20 protein-coding genes, 2 tRNA genes and 1 pseudogene are annotated in these 20,718 nt (G+C 67.2%); 7 read left to right on the top strand and 16 right to left on the bottom strand.

Features of this window, described 5'->3' with window-relative positions; all coding sequences use genetic code 11:
- Nucleotides 1-44: 44 nt before the first annotated feature.
- A complete protein-coding gene (locus ACH413_RS16540; protein WP_360047559.1) occupies nucleotides 45-686 on the bottom strand; it encodes an aminodeoxychorismate/anthranilate synthase component II in 642 nt (213 codons plus the stop codon).
- Between the two features lie 77 nt (nucleotides 687-763).
- Between ACH413_RS16540 and ACH413_RS16535 the strand changes: the two genes are divergently transcribed.
- The 3 genes from ACH413_RS16535 (at nucleotide 764) to ACH413_RS16525 (ending at nucleotide 3,966) form a co-directional block, all read left to right on the top strand.
- The gene (locus tag ACH413_RS16535; RefSeq protein WP_360047557.1) at nucleotides 764-2,107 is read left to right on the top strand and encodes an FAD-dependent oxidoreductase; all 1,344 of its coding nucleotides are present in this window, start codon (nucleotides 764-766) and stop codon (nucleotides 2,105-2,107) included.
- Nucleotides 2,108-2,642: 535 nt separating this feature from the next.
- Entirely contained in the window at nucleotides 2,643-3,152 is a 510-nt protein-coding gene (locus tag ACH413_RS16530; RefSeq protein WP_360047555.1) for a hypothetical protein, read from the top strand.
- 358 nt (nucleotides 3,153-3,510) lie between these two features.
- A complete protein-coding gene (locus tag ACH413_RS16525) occupies nucleotides 3,511-3,966 on the top strand; it encodes a hypothetical protein (protein WP_360047553.1) in 456 nt (151 codons plus the stop codon).
- Here the strand turns inward: ACH413_RS16525 and ACH413_RS16520 are convergent.
- Nucleotides 3,953-4,108: a hypothetical protein gene (locus ACH413_RS16520; RefSeq protein WP_360047551.1), complete on the bottom strand. Its 156-nt coding sequence runs from the start codon at nucleotides 4,106-4,108 to the stop codon at nucleotides 3,953-3,955. The two genes, ACH413_RS16525 and ACH413_RS16520, sit on opposite strands and share 14 nt — an antisense overlap.
- Nucleotides 4,108-5,049 carry a class E sortase gene (locus tag ACH413_RS16515; RefSeq protein ID WP_360047550.1) on the bottom strand — a complete coding sequence of 314 codons (942 nt, stop codon included), beginning with the start codon at nucleotides 5,047-5,049 and terminating at the stop codon, nucleotides 4,108-4,110. Before ACH413_RS16515 ends, ACH413_RS16520 begins: the two co-directional genes overlap by 1 nt.
- Before the next feature lie 452 nt (nucleotides 5,050-5,501).
- Here ACH413_RS16515 and crgA point away from each other — a divergent pair, with 452 nt between their 5' ends.
- Together crgA and ACH413_RS16505 are read left to right on the top strand one after the other, a co-directional pair.
- Entirely contained in the window at nucleotides 5,502-5,768 is a 267-nt protein-coding gene (gene crgA, locus ACH413_RS16510; protein WP_030465604.1) for a cell division protein CrgA, read from the top strand.
- A 234-nt stretch (nucleotides 5,769-6,002) separates the two neighbouring features.
- The gene (locus ACH413_RS16505; protein ID WP_360047548.1) at nucleotides 6,003-6,398 is read left to right on the top strand and encodes a PH domain-containing protein; all 396 of its coding nucleotides are present in this window, start codon (nucleotides 6,003-6,005) and stop codon (nucleotides 6,396-6,398) included.
- A gap of 7 nt (nucleotides 6,399-6,405) precedes the next feature.
- On the opposite strand, the gene ACH413_RS16500 is transcribed toward ACH413_RS16505, so the two are convergent.
- On the bottom strand, nucleotides 6,406-7,323 hold the full coding sequence (locus ACH413_RS16500; RefSeq protein ID WP_360047546.1) for a rhomboid family intramembrane serine protease: 918 nt from the start codon (nucleotides 7,321-7,323) through the stop codon (nucleotides 6,406-6,408).
- Nucleotides 7,320-7,868, bottom strand: a complete 549-nt coding sequence (locus tag ACH413_RS16495; protein ID WP_360047545.1) for a peptidylprolyl isomerase — start codon at nucleotides 7,866-7,868, stop codon at nucleotides 7,320-7,322. Before ACH413_RS16495 ends, ACH413_RS16500 begins: the two co-directional genes overlap by 4 nt.
- Before the next feature lie 94 nt (nucleotides 7,869-7,962).
- On the opposite strand from ACH413_RS16495, the gene ACH413_RS16490 reads away from it, so the two are divergent.
- Complete coding sequence (locus tag ACH413_RS16490) at nucleotides 7,963-8,529, top strand: hypothetical protein (protein WP_360047544.1); 567 nt, start codon at nucleotides 7,963-7,965, stop codon at nucleotides 8,527-8,529.
- Nucleotide 8,530: 1 nt separating this feature from the next.
- Here the strand turns inward: ACH413_RS16490 and ACH413_RS16485 are convergent, their stop codons facing one another.
- A complete protein-coding gene (locus ACH413_RS16485) occupies nucleotides 8,531-9,064 on the bottom strand; it encodes a DUF2020 domain-containing protein (RefSeq protein WP_360047543.1) in 534 nt (177 codons plus the stop codon).
- A gap of 109 nt (nucleotides 9,065-9,173) precedes the next feature.
- Between ACH413_RS16485 and ACH413_RS16480 the strand changes: the two genes are divergently transcribed.
- On the top strand, nucleotides 9,174-9,566 hold the full coding sequence (locus ACH413_RS16480; protein WP_360047542.1) for a DoxX family protein: 393 nt from the start codon (nucleotides 9,174-9,176) through the stop codon (nucleotides 9,564-9,566).
- 212 nt (nucleotides 9,567-9,778) lie between these two features.
- On the opposite strand, the gene ACH413_RS16475 is transcribed toward ACH413_RS16480, so the two are convergent.
- From ACH413_RS16475 to dnaN, 10 genes and pseudogenes are all read right to left on the bottom strand, one after another.
- Nucleotides 9,779-9,851: transfer RNA gene (locus tag ACH413_RS16475), tRNA-Ala, on the bottom strand.
- A 40-nt stretch (nucleotides 9,852-9,891) separates the two neighbouring features.
- A pseudogene (locus ACH413_RS16470) lies at nucleotides 9,892-10,011 on the bottom strand (DLW-39 family protein); the annotation flags it as partial.
- Nucleotides 10,012-10,146: 135 nt separating this feature from the next.
- Nucleotides 10,147-10,220: transfer RNA gene (locus tag ACH413_RS16465), tRNA-Ile, on the bottom strand.
- A gap of 73 nt (nucleotides 10,221-10,293) precedes the next feature.
- Nucleotides 10,294-11,364, bottom strand: a complete 1,071-nt coding sequence (locus ACH413_RS16460) for a DUF3566 domain-containing protein (protein WP_396425001.1) — start codon at nucleotides 11,362-11,364, stop codon at nucleotides 10,294-10,296.
- Between the two features lie 34 nt (nucleotides 11,365-11,398).
- The gene (gene gyrA, locus ACH413_RS16455) at nucleotides 11,399-13,942 is read right to left on the bottom strand and encodes a DNA gyrase subunit A (protein ID WP_360047541.1); all 2,544 of its coding nucleotides are present in this window, start codon (nucleotides 13,940-13,942) and stop codon (nucleotides 11,399-11,401) included.
- A 55-nt stretch (nucleotides 13,943-13,997) separates the two neighbouring features.
- Nucleotides 13,998-15,968, bottom strand: a complete 1,971-nt coding sequence (gene gyrB, locus ACH413_RS16450) for a DNA topoisomerase (ATP-hydrolyzing) subunit B (RefSeq protein WP_360047539.1) — start codon at nucleotides 15,966-15,968, stop codon at nucleotides 13,998-14,000.
- Nucleotides 15,969-16,195: 227 nt separating this feature from the next.
- On the bottom strand, nucleotides 16,196-16,729 hold the full coding sequence (locus tag ACH413_RS16445; RefSeq protein WP_360047538.1) for a DciA family protein: 534 nt from the start codon (nucleotides 16,727-16,729) through the stop codon (nucleotides 16,196-16,198).
- 118 nt (nucleotides 16,730-16,847) lie between these two features.
- A complete protein-coding gene (recF, locus tag ACH413_RS16440; RefSeq protein WP_360047536.1) occupies nucleotides 16,848-17,954 on the bottom strand; it encodes a DNA replication/repair protein RecF in 1,107 nt (368 codons plus the stop codon).
- 5 nt (nucleotides 17,955-17,959) lie between these two features.
- Complete coding sequence (gene gnd / locus ACH413_RS16435; protein ID WP_360047534.1) at nucleotides 17,960-18,841, bottom strand: phosphogluconate dehydrogenase (NAD(+)-dependent, decarboxylating); 882 nt, start codon at nucleotides 18,839-18,841, stop codon at nucleotides 17,960-17,962.
- Nucleotides 18,842-18,884: 43 nt separating this feature from the next.
- A complete protein-coding gene (gene dnaN / locus ACH413_RS16430) occupies nucleotides 18,885-20,009 on the bottom strand; it encodes a DNA polymerase III subunit beta (protein WP_360047533.1) in 1,125 nt (374 codons plus the stop codon).
- Nucleotides 20,010-20,718: the final 709 nt, after the last annotated feature.

Below are 20,718 nucleotides of genomic sequence, written 5' to 3'. Positions count from 1 at the left end.
GGGTTTCGGGGCGGCTTCCCTTCGGGGGAGCCGCCCCTTTTGCTTTACAGGCGGGCAGCGGCGGCGAGCGTGCGCATGCCGTTCTCGAGCTGCGCGACCGTGGCTTCCGGAACCTCGAAGCCGCAGACCTTGAGCCAGTTCGCGAGCATCCGGTGGCCGCCGTCGGTCAACACCGACTCGGGGTGGAACTGCACACCCTCGACCGGGAGTTCCTTGTGGCGCATGGCCATCACGATGCCGGTCTCGGTCTTGCCGGTGACCTCGAACTCCGCGGGGATCGTCTCCGGCAGCACCGTCAGCGAGTGGTAGCGGGTCGCGATGAACGGCTGCGGCACACCGCCGAGAACACCCTTGCCCTCGTGAAAAACGATGCTCGTCTTGCCGTGCAACAACTCGGGCGCGCGGTCGACCGTGCCACCCCAGACCACACCGATCGCCTGATGGCCGAGACACACGCCGAACACGGGCTTGCCGATGTCGGCGCATTTCTTGATGACGTCGATGCTGGCGCCGGCGCGCTCCGGCGTACCGGGCCCGGGGCTGATGAGCACACCGTCGACCTTGTCGATCTCGTCGAGGTCCACCTCGTCGTTGCGCCGCACGACGCACTCGGCACCCAGCTGAGCCAGGTACTGGACGAGGTTGTAGACGAAGCTGTCGTAGTTGTCGACCACGAGCACGCGCATGAAGAGAGCCTAGTCGGTCGAGTCGAGTGAGTTAGCTCTCGTCCGCATTCAGGTTAGGCTACCCTAAAATAGGTGTCATGAGTCGCCCCTTGCGCGTCGCGGTAGTCGGCGCCGGACCGGCCGGCGTGTACGCCGCCGACATCCTGACCAAGTCCGACGTCGACGCGCAGATCGACCTGTTCGAAAAGCTGCCCGCGCCCTACGGCCTGGTCCGCTACGGCGTCGCGCCGGACCACCCCCGCATCAAGGGCATCGTGGGCGCACTGCAGAAGGTGCTGGACCGCCCGTCGGTCCGCTTCTTCGGCAACGTCGAGTACGGCGTCGACATCAAGCTCGACGACCTGCGCCAGTTCTACGACGCCGTCATCTTCTCGACCGGCGCCTCCGCCGACCGCGCGATGAACGTCCCAGGCATCGACCTGCCGGGCAGCTACGGCGCCGCCGACTTCGTGTCCTGGTACGACGGCCACCCGGACGTCCCGCGCACCTGGCCGCTGACAGCCACCTCGGTAGCCGTGCTCGGTGTCGGCAACGTGGCCCTGGACGTAGCCCGAGTCCTGGCCAAGACCGCAGACGAACTGCTCGTGACCGAAATCCCGCCGAACGTCTACGAGGGCCTTTCGTCATCCCCCGTGACCGACGTGCACGTCTTCGGCCGCCGAGGCCCGGCGCAAGCCAAGTTCACGCCCCTGGAACTGCGCGAACTCGACCACTCGCCGAACGTGGAGGTGATCGTCCACGCCGAGGGCATCGAGTTCGACGAGGCCTCGATGCACGCGATCAGGACCAACAAGCAGGTCGAAATGATCGTCAAAACCCTCCAGGAGTGGGCGATCCGCGACGTCGGCACCCGCCCCCGCCGCCTGCACCTGCACTTCCTCGAAGCACCGGTGGAAGTGCTCGGCTCGACCTGCGTGACGGGCCTGCGCACCGAAACCCAGGAACTGACCGGCGACGGCAACGTCCGAGGCACCGGCGTCTACACCGACTGGGACGTCCAGGCCGTGTACCGCGCGGTCGGCTACCTCTCGACGCACCTGGCCGACATCCCGTTCGACCACGTCTCAGGCACGATCCCCCACCAGGCAGGCCGCGTGCTGGACCTGGACGAGGTGCCAATCCCCGGCGTCTACACGACCGGCTGGATCAAGCGCGGCCCGATCGGCCTCATCGGCCACACCAAGGGCGACGCCCTGGAGACCATCACGAGCCTCCTCGAAGACGCGGCGGCGTTGCCCCGCGCCACTTCGCCCGCACCGGACTCGGTGGTCGAGTTCCTCGAGCAGCGCGGCGTGCCGTTCGTGACCAACGAGGGATGGAGCCGGCTCGACGCGCACGAGATCGCGCTGGGTGCGGCGCACGGGCGTGAGCGCGTGAAGGTCGTGTCGCGCGAGGAGATGACCTCGGTGTCGAACGGTTGAGACCGAGCGGGCCGAGCGTGGACGGCTGAGATCGAGCAGTCCGAACGTCGACGGCCGAGGCCGAGCAGCCGGAGCGTGAACAGCTGAGACCAAGCGGCCCGGCCTTCAACGATTGGAACCGAGCGGCCCGAGCATGAACGGTCCAAACATGGACGGCCCGAGCATGGACGGCCCGCGCGTCGACGGCCCAAGCATGGACGGCCCGAGCATGGGCGGCTCGCGCGTCGACGGCCCAAGCGTCGACGGCCCAAGCATGGACGCTGAAGGCTTGAACGGCTGAAACCGAGCGGCTCGAGCGTGAGCGGCCTGAGCGTGGACGGCCCGAGTGAGGACGGCCCGAGCATGGACGGCCCGAGTGTGGACGGCTGAAGGCTTGGACGGCTGAAGGCTTGGACGGCTGAAGGCGTGAACGACCGCGGCGTGAACGACCGAAGGCTTGAACGGCTGACCGCCGTTCCCCGATGAAGCCGCCATCGCGCGTGGGCGCGGTGGCGGTTTCACTTATCTCGGTCGCGCCCGCCCGGACACTGGACGAGTGAGCCCTGACCTGCGCGACCGCCTGCTGCACCTCAACGCCCAACTCGCCTACGGCGGGGTCGAGGCGGACGCGGCGGTGTGGCTCGCCTGCGACCTGCTGCTCGCCGGCGTCGAGTCCCCCGCGGTGGTCGAACTGGCCGGCGAGTCGCCGACACAGCTGCGCTCCGAGGAAGCCGCGGCGCTCTTCGAACAGTCGCTGGCCGAACTCGGCCTCCCGAAGCTGTCCCAGGAGCAGGCGGACTGGATCGGGTATCGCGACGTCGCGCTCGACGTGATCAGCGGCAGGCTCACCCCGGACCACTGGGCTTGTTGCGCGGCGCCGATGGGCGGGCTCGGGCGCGGCGAGGAGCTCGACGCGTTGCGCGCTGCCGCGGTCCACAACCCCGGCGAGGTGGCCGGCCAGATGCTCGAACTCGCCCGCGACCTGGTGCGGACCGCCGACGAACGGATCAACTCGTGGTTGCCACGAGCGGCCGTTGTCGGCCCCCACCTGAACGAACAGCTGTAGCACCCGGTCGAGCAAGAGCGAGAGACCGAGCCTTCTGCCCGCTGCCCCCGCGCGCCTTCCTTTTGCGCAACGACGGCGGCCGGTTTTCGGTTCCCGCGGCGTCCGGAATCCTGTGGACAACTCCCCCGCCGACAAGTCAAAGCTACCTGTCCAACCAGCTGAACTGCGCAAACAGCGGCTTCAAGGCCATGATCGCGGCCGCACATCACCCGGTCAGGTGACCTGGATCAGACGATCATGGCGCGGCATCGAGTGGTGGAATCGAGAGGCGAAGTGGCGGAGTGGCGACCTCCGACAGCGCACCGGCGTCTCTCGGGCTCGCACAATTTTCGGTCGCGCCCGCCTGGACACTGGTCACGTGGAACCGTCGCTGCGCGAGAAACTGCTGCGCCTCAACCTGGACCAGGCCGACTCCACGATCGAGCCGGACCGGGTCGTGTGGCTCGCGTGCGACCTGCTGATCGCCGGCCTCGACTCCCCAGCACTGCAGGAACTCGCGGGCGAGTCTCCCGCCCGCTTGGCGCAGAGCGACGCCACCGAGCTGGTCAGACAGGTGCTCGTGGAGCTCGACGTCGTGTTGATGACCGAGGAGGAAGCCGACTGGTTCCTCGGCCGCGAAGCAGCTCTCCAGATCCTGCGCGACGCACCCCGCGCCGAGTGGAAGAACAAGACCTGGCGCATCACCACGAGGGTGAACGACGAGAACGACGGGGTCTACGCGGCCTTGAACACCTACGAACACGACCCGGAGCCGTTCCTCGGCTACGTGCGGGAGTACCTGCGACGAGCCGAGGAGCAGCTCACTGAGTGGTGACGTTGTTGAACGGCAGCTTCGGTTCCGCCCACGGGAACACCACGAACATCAGCAGCCCGACGATGGCGACGACCAGCACCACGGCCTCGATGACCCGCAGGTACAGCGGGCCCGGCAGGTGCCGCCAGATCCAGCCGTACATCAGCCCTCCGTCATCTCGGGCGGCACGAAGCCGTCGGCCACCGGGTAGCTCTTGGTCTCGATGGCGTGCACGATCAGGCGCTGCTTGTCGGAGAAGCGCGGGTGGCAGGTCGTGAGCGTGAGCAGACGGGCCTGCTTGTCGGCCGGGACCGCGGCGCCGACCTGGTGTGGGATCGGGGCGATGACCTCGCCCTGGGTCGGGACGACGATCTCCTGGCCGACGGTCTTGGAGTAGGCGTCGCCCAACGTCGTGGAGAGCGGTGCCACGCCGGTGCAGGCCGCTTCCTTCGCCTTTGGGTTCGTGGCCCAGCCGCCGACCTCGCTGCTCATCGGCAGTACGCGGTAGACGAACCACTGGGTCTGGGTCTGCACGACGACCGCGTTGCAGGACTCGAGCAGGTCGAGGTCGTTGAACGGTGCGCCCTTGCCGACGCGGTGGCCGGCGATGGAGAAGTTGCCGGCCTCGCCTGGCTGGGCGGTGTCCTTGTAGTGGCCGGGGCCGATTTCCAGGTGCTTGTCGGTGGTGCCCTCGACCACGGAGAACTTCCAGTCGTTGCCGAAGACCGGGATGTACATCTTCGCGAAGGCCTTGCCCTCGATGAGGTTGAGCTTCGACTGGCGGTTCGGGTCTGCGGGCGGGGGCGTGACGACGTTCGAGTTCCATTCGGAGTCGAGCGCGGCGGTCGCGTCCTGCTGCTTCTCTGCGGAGAGCAGGTCGGTCACGTAGACCTCGTAGACGACGAAAAGCAGGACGACCAGGCCCATCGTGATGAGGGCTTCGCCGAAGCCGCGCACCGCTTTGCGCGCCATGCTGTCCGGCGGCAACTCGTCCTTGGCCGCGGGCTCGTCGTAGTACTCGTCATCGTCGTAGTCGTCGTAATCGTCCTCGACGCGCGGGATCACCTCGGTGGCCGGATCGACCGGGCGGGGACGCGGCGGCATCGGGCGCGGAGGCATTCCCCGAGGCGGCGTTCCAGGCGGTGCGGGCGGCATTCCGGGAGGCGGACCGGGACGGCCCGGCACCGGGATTCCGCGCACGGGAGTGCCCGGCGGCGGGGTCCACGGAGGCGGGCCCTGGCGGTGCTGCGCCTGGCCGTTCGGAGGCAGACTTCCGGAGAAAGCGCTGGTGAACTGGGTTGCTTCCGGTGGAGGCAGCGGGCGGGGAGCAGGGGTGGCCCGTGGGTGCTGAAGGTCATCACGACGGGGTGCAGGACGCCGTGGTGGCGGCTGCTGCGGTCCCGAGTTCACCTGAGAACCTCCGCGCGCACTGTGAACTGAAAACAACTGCGTCTACAAGGATGGTTCGCTGACCACCGCCGCTACGTTAACGTGTCTCCTGAGTAGTGCACGTAAACTCGCGTCACTCACGGATATCCACGTCAGGCGAGGACAGCATGCCCAAGTCGAAGGTCCGGAAGAAGGCGGTCTACACCGCACCCACTGACCGCCGCACGCCGGTCAAGGTCAAGGCAGCGGGGCCGTCTCACCCGGTCTACGTCGTTGTCATGCTCGGCTTCATGCTGCTGGGCCTCGCGTGGCTGGTCGTCAACTACATCGCGGCCGAGAAGATCCCGTTCATGCTCGAGCTGGGCGCGTGGAACTTCGCCATCGGCTTCGCGCTGATGATCATCGGTCTGCTGATGACGATGCGCTGGCGCTAGGCGCCCCGCAACTCACTGTTCGTAGAGGTCGGCCCGGACGTCACACGTCCGGGCCGACCTTTGTTCGCTCCTGGTTCACCTGGTTCACCCGAGCGTCACCGAAGCACACAGCTGTAAGTCATCCCCATTGGGGACAAGTCCTGTGGACAACTTTGCACCAAAATGCACAAGCGACGGTTTTCCCTCATGCGGACCCGTTCAGTTGTCCACATTTCATGCGGGACACTCGACAGTGTGACTCGTACCTGGTCCACACCCGCCCCGTTGGTCGCCGTCGCGTGGGTGGTCGCCCTCGCCCTCGCCTTCGCGGCGCTGACCGTCGACGACAACGCGGGCCGTCTCCTCATCGGACTGGCATCGCTGCTGGTCACCTACCTCGCGGCGTTCGCGACGATCGCGCGTCCGAGGCTCACGGCGGACGTCGACGGCCTGGCCGTGCGAGGGTTCGCGAGCACGACGCGGCTGCCGTGGCACGAGGTGAAGGTCAAGCTGCAGACCACCCGCCGGCTCGGCAGGGAACAGCAGACATTGGAACTCGACGCCGACGACCGTCTCGTGGTGCTCACGAGAGTGGACCTCGGCGCCGATCCCGAAGAAGTCGCCGGAGTGCTCCACGCACTGCGGCCGTGAATCGGTTCTAGCGGCACGTCCTGGCGTACTCCAGGACGAGTTCGGCCGCCGTGTCGAGTTCTGCGGCGCGCAACGCGAACATGCCGCCGAGCAACAGCAGCGCCACCGCGACCGCACCGATCTGGTACAGGTTGCGGTTCTTCTGCGGCGCTTTGACCATGGCGAGCGTCAGCAGGCCGCCGATGACGAACCCGCCGAGGTGCCCGAGCAGCGAGGCGTTGGTGAAGAGGTTCGACACCAGGTTGATTCCGACGATCACGACGATCGTCGAGATGTCCCGCTTCTGCCGCTTGAACACGATCAGCAGGGCGCCCATCAGGCCGAACACCGCGCCGGACGCGCCGGCGAGCTGCTGGCAGACGGTGCCGAAGTAGAACGCCGCCGCACTGCCGCCGAGCAGCGACAGGAAGTACACGGCGCTGTACCGCAGCTTGCCCAGTTCCTGCTCGACGACAGGGCCCACCACGAAGAGCGCGGCCATGTTGAGAGCGAGGTGGATCAGGCCGAAGTGCATGAAGCCCGACGTGAGGATGCGCCACCACTCACCGTTGGCGGTGAGCTCCGGGATCATCGACGTCGCCGTGAACAGGCCGGCCCGCTGGTTGTTCATCGGGCTGCCGGACTGGAAGACCGTGACGACGTACGCCAGCACGTTGAGCGCGATCATCACCTGCGTGATGATCGGCCTGCCGGTCGAGACCACCGCACCCGCGGACGTGCGGGCTTGGCGGACCGTGCGGGCACCCTCGTTCACGCAGTCGACGCACTGCATGCCGACTGAGGCGTCGCGCAGACATTCCGGGCAGGCCGGACGGTCGCACCTGGTGCAGCGCAGCCGGGTGGGCCGATCGGAATGACGTGCGCAGACCGGGGTCTCCGGCTGCGCTCCGATCGGCCCGTCCGGTGGCACGGGGGCGTTGCTCACGCGCGTTCGATCGTGATCCGCTCGATCTTGATGTCGTTGACCGGACGGTCGCCCGCGCCGGTCGTGGTGTTGCCGATCGCGTCGACGACGTCGCGCGACTCCTGGTCCGCGACCTCACCGAAGATCGTGTGCTTGAAGTTCAGCCACGTCGTCGGCGCCACGGTCACGAAGAACTGCGAGCCGTTGGTGTTGGGCCCGGCGTTCGCCATCGCGAGCAGGTAGGGCTTGTTGAACTGCAGTTCCGGGTGGAACTCGTCGCCGAAGCGGTAGCCGGGGCCACCGCGGCCGGTGCCGGTCGGGTCGCCGGTCTGGAGCATGAAGCCCGCGATGACGCGGTGGAACAGGGTGCCGTCGTAGAACGGGCCCGAGTTCGTGCCACTCGCGTTCGCCTCGGTGTAGGTCTTCGTGCCCTCGGCGAGAGTCACGAAGTTCGCCACCGTCTTGGGGGCGTGGTCGGGGAACAGGTTGATGCGGATGTCGCCCTGCGTGGTGTGCAGGGTCGCCGTCACCTTGGTCCCGACGAAGGATTCGTTGCTGTCAGCCACCACCCCATCGTGCCATCCACGGGCGGCGATGTTCAGAAAGGGGCACGATGGGTACCTCTATGACATCACCGGACGACAACGTGTGGAGCACAGGATGGACGAGGTGGACGTCATGACCCGCGCCGGCGAGAACGTTGGCAAGGCTGTCGGCACCAGCCTGAAGGCCGCGCGGCAGGGTGTCGTTCGCGCTGGTCACGCGGCCGAGGCCAAGCTCGCTGACCGCGGTATCACCACTGACCAGGTTCGCGGCGCACTCGTGGAGCGGGCCGACACGCTCATGGGCAAGGCCGAGGACTGGGAGAAGCAGACTCGTCGCTCTCGCAAGCGCCTCGCCAAGAAGAGCGCGCAGACCCGCGCCGACCTCATCAGCAAGGCCGAGGTCGTGCGCAAGGAAGTGAAGAAGGCGGCCAAGGGCGCCCGCAAGGACGCGAAGGTGCGCGCCAAGGAGATCCGCAAGGCCGCAGCGCAGCTCGGTGCGGACGCACCGAAGCGTCGCCGCTGGCCGTGGGTGCTCGGTCTCCTGATCGCGGCCGCAGCGGCCGGCTACGTCGCGATGACGCGCAGGCCGCAGGAGGTCCACCTGCAGGACGAGGAGCAGGCCCCGCACGCGGAGCCCGTCCTCAACGGGCAGGTGCCCTCGCAGAAGGAGCCGATCAAGTAGTTCAGAGCTTCAGGCCCTTGATCGCCTCTTCGGCGATGCGGCGGGCCTTGATGGACTGCTTCTGATTGCTCGTGACGACCACAGCGGCGTCGCTCTTCGCCACGGCGTAGACGACGCCGCTGTCGTTGTTCACGTACCCTCCGGTCCAGCCGGTGGGCGAGTTCGCGGGCTGTGAACCGTCCGGCGCCGCCTCGTTCACGATGAGCTTGGCAACTTTTTCGTCACCGACGTAGACCCTCACGGTCAACTGGATCTCAGTTGCGTTCGCGTAAAAAAAACACGCAGGGTGAGGCTCGTCCGTTGACAGTTTCACTCTGGGTACAAGCTGTCCGTTCGCCTGTGCGACGAAACTGGTCGCCAGGTACGGGCAGGTGCCTTCTTTTGCGGGCTGGGGCGCGGGCGGCACCGTTGCAGCCGCGCTGGTAGTGGCAGGGGCCTGCTGGTTCTGGGGCGCGGCCACCGGCTTGCTGGGGACGACATCTGGGCCACATGCGGCGAGCAGGCCGAGCAGGGGCAGCAACAGTGCTCGTTTCATAGGGGCAACAGTCAACCAGATACCTAAAGCGCCTTGAGCGGCACACTCTAAATTGGTCCATACCTTTTGTGCCCTCTCCCCTGCCCCGCGCCCTGGAAGGACCCTGATCATGGAGTTCCTGGAGCAACGACGTGAGCACGCAGTTGCGCTCTTCCGCATCGTCATCGGACTGTTCTTCGTTTTCCACGGGGTGCAGAAGCTGTCCAAGGGAGTCGAGCTGCTGTCCTGGCCCGCCGGCCCGATGGCCCTCATCGAGCTGATCGGTGGCGGCCTCATCCTGATCGGCCTGTGGACGCGCTGGGCGGCGCTGCTCAGCTCCGGCGCCATGGCCTACGCCTACTTCGTGGTGCACCAGCCCCAGGGACTGCTGCCGATCGAGAACGGCGGCGAGCTCGCGGCCGTCTACTCGTGGGCGTTCCTGCTGCTCGCGTTCACAGGTGCCGGCGCCTGGAGCATCGACACGCTTCGCAAGTCACCGAAGAAGTCACTCGCCGCGGCGTGACGTGATGCGCGGAATGCACTGATGCCCCGTTCGCAGCGGCGCGAACGGGGCATCAGCCACTCGGAACGTCTGAGATTGGGCCTGCCGACGCCGGAGGCGAGGCGGCCGGGGTCCGGGGCTTGGCCCCGGCGTGGGGCCTGGGGGCTCGGCCCCCAGAAAGCACTCGGAACGTAAAAGGCTCGCGCTCTTTGCGAGCACGAGCCATAGATACGTGGAGACGAGGGGAATCGAACCCCTAACCCCCGCCTTGCAAAGGCGGTGCTCTGCCAATTGAGCTACGTCCCCAAGCCTGGGGGCGGCGGACCGCCCGTCAGAGCGAAGATCAGTCGGTGGGAGCGGTGGCCTCGCGCCACAGGTCCGCGTCGGCCTTCGCCGAACGGCTGCGCTTCACGAAGAACAGGACCGCACCGGCGACCACGACGAGTGCGATGATCTTCTTAGCCACTCTGAACCCCTCCAAAGACGGTTATGCCCCGACTACCAGACCAGCCTACAGGCTTCTTGGGTCTTCGGCCGGGGCTCCGGAACTGAACGTCCGGACAGAATCGAGATAGTGATTCGAGATAACTTTCGAATCGAGTGGGCCTAGGAGGACTTGAACCTCCGACCTCTTCATTATCAGTGAAGCGCTCTAACCGCCTGAGCTATAGGCCCTCGATCAACTGTCACCCCTTGGGGCGACGAGAAGAACCTTACAGGATCGTCCTCGCCGCCCCCAAATCGGGGGTCACTCACGCTCGGAGAGCGTCAACTCCAAGCCGCCGGCCAGATCCGCGGACACGTTGTAGACGAACGCGCCAACGGTTGCGAGAGCCGTGAACAGCACGATGTTGACCGCGCCGATGATCGCCGAGACGCCGAAGACGCGACCGGCACTGATCAGCGGTTCGCCCGGCTCGTTGGCCTGGAGCAGGTCGTTCGCGGTGCTGTTGATCTTGTCCCAGACGCCCATGCCGTGCAGGACGCCGTAGAGCACGCCGACCGCCACGAGCCAGACGAAGAACAACGCGACGCCGAGCACCAGGGCGAGCTTGAGCACCGACCACGGGTCGACGCGCTTCACCTGGAGCGAGGCGCGACGCGGACCGCGGCCGGGGCGGCGAGCCGACGGGGTGGACGCGGCGGGGCGAGCGGCGTTGCCCATGTTCACCGACGTGCGGCTGCTGCCCAGGCCCGCCGGCACCGCCGAGCCCGTGACCACGGGCTTCTGCACCTTGACGGTGTCCGGGTCGGTGACCGGGAAGGCCGGCGACGGTTCAGCCGCGGACGGGGTGGGCGGCGCGGACGGAGCCACGTACGTCTCCGTCGCGTCGTGCTGAGTGGCCTCCGTGTCGTTCGTCACTCGCTGCCAGGGCGGCGGTGCCGAGACGACGACCGGCTCGTCGGCGACGGGCGCGGCCGGAGCCGCGGGTGCCGCGGGCGCCGGCGTGCTGAGCGAGACCGTCTTCTCCTCGACCGGAGCGGCCGGGGCGGGAGCGGGTGCCGGGGTGGGCGCCGGAGTCGCGGCAGGTGCCGGAGTCGCGGCTGCCGGAGCAGGAGTCGCGGCCGGAGCTGCCGGAGCAGCGGGCTTGGCCGGCTTCTCCTTCTCCTTCTCCTGAGCCGGTGCGGCGGGAGCGGCGGCCTCGGCCGCCTTCTCCGCCGACACGGGCTTGGTCTTGTCCTGCGCGTTTCCACCCGAGGAACCGGAGGCCGCCGAAGCGGTCGAGTCCGCCTTCTCCGCAGTTTTCTGGGGAGTCGGTTTGGTGATCACCGCGGTCTTGTCCGCGTCCCGACCTTCGCGGTTCTCGGGTGGAGTCACGAGCTTGTCCTTGACCTCTCGCTAGCGATTCCGACTACTCAGCCGAGTCGGTGGGGGTGGCTGCCTGGTCGGCGGCAGAATCCTCCGCAGCAGACGCTTCACTGATAGTGACGTCGCTGGGCTCATCCGCGTTGCGTGCGACGGCGATCAAAGTGGTGCTCTCGCCGAGGTTCATCAGCCGCACGCCCTTCGTCTGCCGTCCAGCCTTGCGCACCTGCTCGGCTCGGGTCCGGATGACCCCTCCGGTCGAGGTGATGGCGTAGAGCTCGTCGTCGACGTCGACGATGAGCGCGCCCACCAGCCTGCCACGTCGGCGGTCGTGCTGAATGGTCAGCACACCCTTGCCGCCACGGCCCTGGACCGGGTAGTCCTCGATCGGAGTTCGCTTCGAGTACCCACCGTCCGTCGCGACCAAAACGAACAGGCCCTCCTGGACGACGCCGACGGAAAGAAGCTCGTCATCGGCGTTGAACCGCATGCCCTGCACACCTGACGTGGCACGACCCATCGGGCGCAGCACGTCGTCGGTCGCGTGGAAGCGGATCGACTGGCCGTCGGCGGACACCATGAGCAGGTCGTCGTCCGCCGAGCAGAGCACCGCTCCGACCAGCTCGTCGTCCTCGCGCAGGTTGATGCCGATAAGTCCACCCGATCGGTTGGAATCGAAGTCGGACAGCTTCGACTTCTTCACCAGCCCCTTGCGAGTGGCGAGCACCAGGTACGGCGACACGAGGTAGTTCGGGATCTGGATGACCTGTGCGATTTCCTCATCGGGCTGGAACGCGAGGAGGTTCGCGACGTGCTGGCCACGGGCGTTGCGGTTCGCCTCAGGCAGTTCGTACGCCTTCGTGCGGTACACGCGGCCCTTGTTCGTGAAGAACAGGATCCAGTCGTGCGTCGAGCACACGAAGAAGTGCGCGACGATGTCGTCCTGCTTGAGCTGCGCGCCCTGAACGCCCTTGCCGCCGCGCTTCTGCGCCCGGTAGAGGTCGGTCTTGGTGCGCTTCGCGTAGCCGGTGCGCGTGATCGTGACGACCACGTCCTCGACCGCGATCAGGTCCTCCATGGACACGTCGCCGTCGAACGGGATGATCTTCGTGCGGCGGTCGTCGCCGAACTTGTCCACGATCGCCGTGAGCTCGTCGCGCACGATCTTGCGCTGCCGCTCCGGCTTTTCGAGGATGTCCTTCAGGTCCGCGATCTCGACCTCGATCTCGGCCAACTGGTCGATGATCTTCTGGCGCTCCAGGGCCGCGAGGCGGCGGAGCTGCATCTCCAGGATCGCGTTGGCCTGGATCTCGTCGACCTCGAGGAGCGACATCAGGCCCGAGCGCGCGATGTCCGGCGTCTCGGACCGGCGGATCAACGCGATGACGGCGTCGAGCTGGTCGAGCGCCTTCACCAAGCCGCGCAGGATGTGCGCGCGCTCTTCGGCCTTGCGCAGGCGGAACTTCGTCCGCCGGATGATGACCTCGATCTGGTGCTTCACGTAGTGGCGGATCATCTGGTCGAGGCGCAGCGTGCGCGGCACACCGTCGACCAGCGACAACATGTTCACACCGAACGAGTACTGCAGCTGGGTGTGCTTGTAGAGGTTGTTCAGCACGACCTTCGCCACCGCGTCGCGCTTGAGCGTGACGACGATGCGCATGCCGATGCGGCGGTTCGACTCGTCCGCGATGTTCGCGATGCCGGTGAGCTTGGCGTCGCGCACGAGCGAGGCGATGTTCTCGACCAGGTTGTCCGGGTTGACCTGATACGGCAGCTCGGTGACGACCAGGATCGTGCGGCCCTTGGCGTCCTCGTCCATCTCGACGACGGCGCGCATGCGGACCGAGCCGCGGCCGGTGCGGTACGCGTCCTCGATGCCGGAGGTGCCGAGGATCTGGCCGTACGTCGGGAAGTCCGGGCCCTTGATCCGGGCGATCATCGCCTCGAGGGTCTCCTCGTCGGAGGCCTCGTGGTTGTCCAGCGCCCAGACAACGCCCTCCGCGACCTCGCGGAGGTTGTGCGGCGGGATGTTGGTCGCCATGCCGACGGCGATGCCGGAGCTGCCGTTGATCAGCAGGTTCGGGACGCGCGACGGCAGGACGGTCGGCTCCTGGATGCGACCGTCGTAGTTGTCGCGGAAGTCGACCGTGTCTTCCTCGATGTCGGCCAGCATGTGCATGGCCAGCGGGGAGAGCCGGCACTCGGTGTACCGCATGGCGGCGGCGGGGTCGTTGCCCACCGAGCCGAAGTTGCCCTGGCCCTGGATCAACGGGTAGCGCAGCGCCCACGGCTGGGCGAGACGCACCAACGCGTCGTAGATCGCCGAGTCACCGTGGGGGTGGTAGTTGCCCATCACGTCGCCGACGACGCGAGCGCACTTGTTGAAGCCGCGGTCGGGGCGGAAGCCGGAGTCGAACATCGAGTACAGCACCCGGACGTGCACGGGCTTGAGCCCGTCACGCACGTCCGGCAGCGCACGACCCACGATGACGGACATCGCGTAGTTGATGTACGAGTTCTGCATCTCCTGCTGGATCTCGACCGGCTCGATGCGGTCGTGCTGCGGGGGCAGAGTCGTATCGGTCACTGTTCTCTTTCCTTCTCGCCAGAAACGCCAGGATGCCTAGGGACCAAGACCGGACTCAGATGTCCAGGAACTTGATGCTCTTGGCGTTGCGGGTGATGAACGAACGGCGTGCCTCGACGTCCTCGCCCATGAGCACGCTGAACAGCTCGTCGGCGGTGGCCGCGTCGTCCATGGTGACCTGTCGCAGGATCCGGTTCGCCGGGTCCATGGTGGTCTCCCACAGCTCCTCGGCGTTCATCTCGCCAAGACCCTTGTACCGCTGGATGTTGTCTTCCTTGCCGAGCCGCTTGCCGCCGGCGAGGCCGTCCTTGATCACGGCGTCGCGCTCGCGGTCGGAGTAGGCGTACTCCGGGTCGGTGCGCTGCCACTTGATCTTGTAGAGCGGCGGCTGCGCGAGGTACACGTGGTTGTGCTCGATGAGCGGCTGCATGAAGCGGAACAGCAGCGTGAGCAGCAGCGTGCGGATGTGCTGGCCGTCGACGTCGGCGTCGGCCATCAGCACGATCTTGTGATAGCGCAGCTTCGTCAGGTCGAACTCGTCGTGGATGCCGGTGCCCAGCGCCGTGATCAGCGACTGGACCTCGGTGTTCTTCAGGACGCGGTCGATGCGCGCCTTCTCGACGTTGATGATCTTGCCACGGATCGGCAGGATCGCCTGGTACATCGAGTCGCGGCCTTCCTTGGCCGAACCGCCTGCCGAGTCGCCCTCGACGATGTAGAGCTCGCAACGCTCCGGCTCGGTCGAGCGGCAGTCCTTCAGCTTGCCGGGCAGGCCGCCGATGTCGAGCGCGCCCTTGCGGCGCACCAGCTCGCGGGCCTTGCGGGCGGCGATGCGGGCCTGCGCGGACGACACCGACTTGGTGACGATCGTCTTGGCCTCGTTGGGGTGGCGCTCGAACCAGTCGGCCAGGTGCTCGTTCGTCGACTTCTGCACGAACGACTTGGCCTCGCTGTTGCCCAGCTTGGTCTTCGTCTGGCCCTCGAACTGGGGCTCCTTCAACTTCACCGAGATGATCGCGGCGAGACCCTCGCGGATGTCGTCACCGGTGAGGTTGGTGTCCTTCTCCTTGAGGAGCTTCTTCTCGCGCGCGTACTCGTTGACGACTCGCGTCAGCGCGGCGCGGAAGCCCTCCTCGTGCGTGCCGCCCTCGTGCGTGTTGATCGTGTTCGCGAAGGTGTAGACCGAGGCCGTGTAGCCGGTGTTCCACTGCATCGCGACCTCGACCTCGAGGTCCTCGCCCTTCGCCTCGAAGCCGATCACCTTCTGGTGCACGGCCTCGCGCGTGTGGTTGATGTGGCGGACGAAGTCCTCCAGACCACCGGGGTAGTGGAAGACGCGCTCCTTCACCGCGGCCTTGTGGCCCTCGGCGTCGGCTTCCTCGTCCGCCTCCGAGACCCGCTCGTCGCGCAGGACGATGGTGATCCCCTTGTTGAGGAACGCCATTTCCTGCAGGCGGCGCGCGATCGTCTCGACGTTGTACTCGGTGGTCTCGAAGATCTCCGGGTCCGCCCAGAACGTGACCGTGGTGCCGGTCTCCGTCGTGGCCTCGCCGCGGCGCAGCTCGTGCGCGGGCTTCGAGGCCTCGTAGCGCTGGTTCCAGACGTAGCCGGCGTTCTTGATCTCCAGCTCGACGACGGTGGACAGCGCGTTCACCACGGAGATGCCGACGCCGTGCAGACCGCCGGACACCGCGTAGGAGTCGCTGTCGAACTTGCCGCCCGCGTGCAGCTTGGTCATGACGACCTCGACGGTCGGCACGCCCTCGACGGGGTGGATGCCGGTCGGGATGCCACGGCCGTCGTCGATCACCCGGACGCCGCCGTTGGCCAGCAGGGTTACGTCGACGGTGGTCGCGTAGCCGGCCATGGCCTCGTCGACCGAGTTGTCCACGACCTCTTGGACCAGGTGGTGCAGACCGCGCTCGCCGGTCGAGCCGATGTACATACCCGGCCTCTTGCGCACTGCCTCGAGGCCTTCGAGGACGGTGATCGAGGACGCGTCGTACTCATTCTTCTTAGCTGACACGGGCCTGGAGTCTCCTCGCTGATGCGGGCAGAACCCGCACGGTGATGGGTGACGCTCCTGTGATTCTACCGGTGCACCCCGACAGAACGGGGTCAAGGACACCTTTGATTCGGTCACAGAGCGCCTCAAGCGGCGCAGGACGGGTCGGGACGGCTGAAACGGGGGTTCAAATCCGCAGGTGAACGCTCATTGAGCCGCAGAATCGCCGCTGAGCCCTTGACAGGACCTCACCCGTAGGTGTCACGCGGACCGCGCCCAGGCGCGTGCCTGGGGCCGTGTCGCCAGCTTGGCGCGTCCGGTCCCTTGATCTTGAGCCTTTTGACGACGCCGTTGCCGACGCCCGCGGCGATCTTCTTGATCAGCTCGCGCTGCAGAAGGCGCAGCTGAGTGGCCCACGCCGTCGACGACGCCTGGACCGTCAGTTCCCCGTCACTGAGCGCGATCGGTTTCGCGTGCTCGGCGACGTCCTCACCTACCAATTTTGCCCAACGACCGAAGACCTGGCCACCCTGGAGTTGCTCGACCCAGCCGCGGTCCGCCGCGATCCTGGACGCGATCCGCCCAAGCGGCTGGGGGTCGCGATCGTCCGGTCCCGCGCCCGACCAACGACGTCGGCGGCGATCGGCCGGACGGCCCCTCGACTTGCTCCCCGGCACCCGTCCACGGGCCTTCGCGCTCGCTTTCGCGGCCTCCAGGGCTGCCCTCGCGAGGTCAGAACCCTTCAGTGGCTCACCCTCAGGTGTGAATGAACCTGTGGACAAGTCCGGATTTGTGACGGAGTTATCCACACCATCCACAGACTTGTCCCCAGATGTGTGGGCGGACACACCCGATCGAGCTACATGTGGGGGCTTTGAACCCCCTGAGTCAGTCTCCGAGTCAGACACGCCGCACCTCCCCGCCGTGGACCTCGAACCGGGCCCCGGTCAGCTCGTCGGGAACGTCCTCCGCCACCGCCGCGGTGATCAGCACCTGCTCGGCGGCGGCCGCCACCTTGGCCAGTTGGCGACGCCGGCCGCGGTCGAGTTCCGCGAAGACATCGTCCAGCACGAGCACCGGTTCGATGCCGTCGACACGCATCAGTTCGTACCCGCCGAGCCTCAGCGCGAGCGCGAATGACCATGACTCTCCGTGACTGGCGTAGCCCTTCGCGGGGAGTTCACCGAGCGTCAGGTCGAGGTCGTCCCGGTGGGGACCGACGAGACAGACGCCGCGTTCGATCTCCTGCCGCCGCACCCGGTCGAGCTCGGCCAGCAGCAGATCCTCGATGCTCTCCCTGTCCTCCGGGATGTCGCCGACGCTCGACCGGTACGAGATGAGCGCCGGGCGTGACTCCGGAGCGACCTCCGCGTACGCCGAGGTCACGTGGTCCTTCATGTCGCGGACCAGCTTCAACCGCGCGGCCAGCAGCTCCGCGCCGTGCTTGGCGAGATGCCCGTCCCAGACGTCCAGCGTCGAGAGATCGGCCGACCGCGAGTGCTTCACCGTCTTCAACAACGCGCTGCGCTGCTTGAGGACGCGGTCGTAGTCACTGCGGACTCCGGCGTACCGGGGCGCGCGCAGCACCAGCATCTCGTCGAGGAACCGCCGCCGGTCGCTCGGATCGCCCCTCACAAGAGAGAGGTCCTCCGGTGCGAACAACACGGTCCGCAGAATCCCGAGCACGTCGCGCGGCCGCGGCACCGGACCCCGGTTGATCCGCGCCCGGTTCGCCTTGCCGGCCGTGATCTCCAGTTCGACGAGCAGCTCGCGGTCCTCGTTGACCACGGCCGTCCGCACGACGGCGCGCTGGGCGCCGTGCCGGATCAGCGGTGCGTCGCTGGAAACGCGGTGCGAACCCAGCGTCGCCACGTACCCGATCGCCTCGACCAGGTTCGTCTTGCCCTGGCCGTTGCGCCCGACGAGCACCGACGCGCCGGGCTCGAGCTCCAGGTCGGCGAGCTCCCAGGAACGGAAGTCGCTGACCTGGAGGTGTCTGACGTGCACCTACCTCATGCCTTCTGGACCGAGTGGCCGCCGAACTGGTTGCGCAGCGCGGCGACGGCACGCATCGCCGGCGAGTCCTCCTGGCGTGACTGGAACCGCGCGAAGAGCGCTGCGGAGATCACCGGGAGCGGCACCGCGTTGTTGATGCCCTCCTCGACGGTCCACCGGCCCTCGCCCGAGTCCTCGACGTAACCACGCAGGTCGTCGAGTTCGGGGTCGGACTCCAGCGCGCGCACCAGCAGGTCGAGCAGCCACGACCGAACAACGGTTCCGCGCTGCCACGCCGTGATGACCGCGCCCACGTTGTCGACGACGTCGGTCTTGTCGAGCAGCTCGAAGCCCTCGGCGTACGCCTGCATCAGGCCGTACTCGATGCCGTTGTGCACCATCTTCGAGTAGTGGCCGGCGCCGACCTTGCCCGCGTGCGCGAAGCCTTCCTCGCGCGGGCCCTCCGGACGAAGTGCGTCGAAGATCGGCTGCGCCTGCTCGACGTGCTTCGCGTCGCCGCCGACCATCAGCGCGTAGCCGTTGTCGAGGCCCCACACGCCGCCGGAGACACCGCAGTCGAGGTAGCCGATCTCCTTCTCCGCCAACAGGTCCGCGTGGATCCGGTCGTCGGTGAACTTGGAGTTGCCGCCGTCGACCACCAGGTCGCCGGGCGCCAGCAGCTCGGACAGCTCCTGCACCGTGTTACGGGTGATCTCGCCGGCGGGCACCATGACCCACACGACGCGCGGCGCTTCGAGCTTGGACACCATGTCCGCCAACGACTCCGAGTCGCTGACCTCCGGGTTGCGGTCGTAGCCGATCACCTCGTGACCGGCACGGCGCACCCGCTCGCGCATGTTGAAACCCATCTTGCCGAGGCCGACGAGTCCGAGCTGCACGGTGTTCTCCCCTACGTTCTTCTGGTACCCGGTAAGGGTTTTCTCAGCCGGGAAGGCGAACGGGCATGAGCAGGTACAGGTAGCCCGGCGCCACGTTCCCATCCTCGTCCACCGGCTTCAGCAATGCCGGGCGACTGGGTGTGGTGAAGGACAAGTGGACTTTCTGCGTGCGGACGGCTCCGAGTCCGTCGAGCAGGTAGCCCGGGTTGAACGCGATGGTGACCGCGTCGCCGGTGTACTCGACCGGAAGTTCTTCCTCGGCCGAACCTTCGTCGTCGCCACCGGCGGACAGGCGCAGGCCGCCGTCCACGAACTCGAGGCGGACCTGCGTGCCGCGCTCGGCGACGAGCGACACGCGCTTGATCGCCTGCTGCAGCGCGTCGATGTCGATGATCGCCGCGGCCGAGTGCTCGGAGGGCAGCAACTGGCGGTACTTCGGGAAGTCCGCGTCGAGCAAGCGGGTGGTCGTCCGCTTGCCGGAACCGGACAGACCGAGCAGTCCGTCGTTGGCGGCGAGCGACATCTCGACCTTGCCGCCGTTCGAGCCGAGCGTCTTGGCGGCGTCGCCGAGGGTGCGGGCCGGGACGAGGACGGCGACCTCGCCGAGCGTGGCGTCCGGTTCCCACGGGAACTCGCGCATCGCCAGGCGGAACCGGTCGGTGGCGACGAGGGTCAGCTTGCCCTCGCCGATCTCGACGCGGACGCCGGTCAGCATCGGGAGCGTGTCGTCCTTGCCGGCCGCGACGGCGACCTGGCTCACGGCCTCGCCGAAGATCTCGCCGGGAAGCTCACCGATCAACTGCGGCATCGACGGCAGAGCCGGGTAGTCCTCGACCGGCATCGTCGGGAGGCTGAACCTGGCGCTGCCGCAGCTGATCATCATCCGGGAGCCGTCGACCGCGATCTCGACGGGGTGGTTCGGCAGCGCCTTGGTGATGTCGGCGAGAAGACGCCCGGAGACCAGAGCGCGGCCACCGTCGGCGATCGTGGCGGGGACGCCGACCTGAGCCGAGACCTCGTAGTCGAACCCGGAGACCGTCAGCGAGTCGTCCGACTCCGCGTCGAGCAGCACGCCGCCCAGCACGGGAACCGGTGGACGGGACGGAAGGCTGCGAGCGACCCAGGCGACTGCGTCGGCCAGGCCGTCGCGTTCGACGCGGATCTTCATGAGGCGTCCTTTCCTCGACAGTCGACAAGCCCAACCACGACAACGTGCCAGTGGGGGTTAGGGAGCCTCGACCTCGGCTGACCGAGCTGACCGAGGTGCGGAGCAACAACGTTAGAGCGTCCTGGCCCTTCCCGTCACTTCGGGGTTCGGCACCGATCCCCGGGAACCATCCACCGCTGTTTTGCTTTTGAGTTCTCTCTAGAAGAGATCAAACAGCAGTAACAGTAAGGGTTGTGGATTGTGGGGACAGCCGTTAAACCTGCAGGTCAAGGTGTCACCCACCATGTGGACTAAGGGGGGATGGCACCCGGGGACAGATCGGCGCACCCGGGGACAGCCAGTTGTGCACAGCTCTCGATCCACAGATCGTCCACAGTTGTCCCCGGGTGCGTCCCCGGGTGCGGGCCAGTTGTACCCGGGTGTTCAACAGGCTTCTGTGGCCAGATCGTGGCCGGGGCCACAGACTTTTCCAGTTGTCCCCACCCCTTCGAGTGCCTGGGGTCAACAGAAAGCCTCGGCGGGCGGCCGATCGAGCCTCGTCTACCCGGGTACGTGTGCGGCGCGTGGTGGTGGTTGGAGCCGCACGCACTGATGCAGTCCCATGTCCTCGCCCGAGGCGTCCCCGGGTGCTCGACGTCAGGTCACAGCTCCGTCCCCGGGTGTCCGCCGCCGAGTCGTCCGGTCGCGTCCGGAGCGGTCGCCCGCCGCC

Origin of the sequence: Lentzea sp. NPDC020367, from assembly GCF_044387305.1 — a bacterium.
Lineage (GTDB): Bacteria > Actinomycetota > Actinomycetes > Mycobacteriales > Pseudonocardiaceae > Lentzea.
The sequence above is the reverse complement of the archived record's forward strand: the minus strand, read 5'-3'. Positions and strand labels throughout refer to the sequence as shown.

Bases quoted from the DNA above. Each gene is read 5' to 3' on its own strand.
- ACH413_RS16515 (WP_360047550.1), bottom strand. From the start codon at position 5,049: ATGCCGCCGCGTCCCCGCCCGGTCGATCCGGCCACCGAGGTGATCCCG.
- ACH413_RS16540 (WP_360047559.1), bottom strand. From the start codon at position 686: ATGCGCGTGCTCGTGGTCGACAACTACGACAGCTTCGTCTACAACCTC.
- ACH413_RS16520 (WP_360047551.1), bottom strand. From the start codon at position 4,108: ATGTACGGCTGGATCTGGCGGCACCTGCCGGGCCCGCTGTACCTGCGG.
- ACH413_RS16485 (WP_360047543.1), bottom strand. From the start codon at position 9,064: ATGAAACGAGCACTGTTGCTGCCCCTGCTCGGCCTGCTCGCCGCATGT.
- dnaN (WP_360047533.1), bottom strand. From the start codon at position 20,009: ATGAAGATCCGCGTCGAACGCGACGGCCTGGCCGACGCAGTCGCCTGG.
- crgA (WP_030465604.1), top strand. From the start codon at position 5,502: ATGCCCAAGTCGAAGGTCCGGAAGAAGGCGGTCTACACCGCACCCACT.
- ACH413_RS16535 (WP_360047557.1), top strand. From the start codon at position 764: ATGAGTCGCCCCTTGCGCGTCGCGGTAGTCGGCGCCGGACCGGCCGGC.
- ACH413_RS16480 (WP_360047542.1), top strand. From the start codon at position 9,174: ATGGAGTTCCTGGAGCAACGACGTGAGCACGCAGTTGCGCTCTTCCGC.
- ACH413_RS16490 (WP_360047544.1), top strand. From the start codon at position 7,963: ATGGACGAGGTGGACGTCATGACCCGCGCCGGCGAGAACGTTGGCAAG.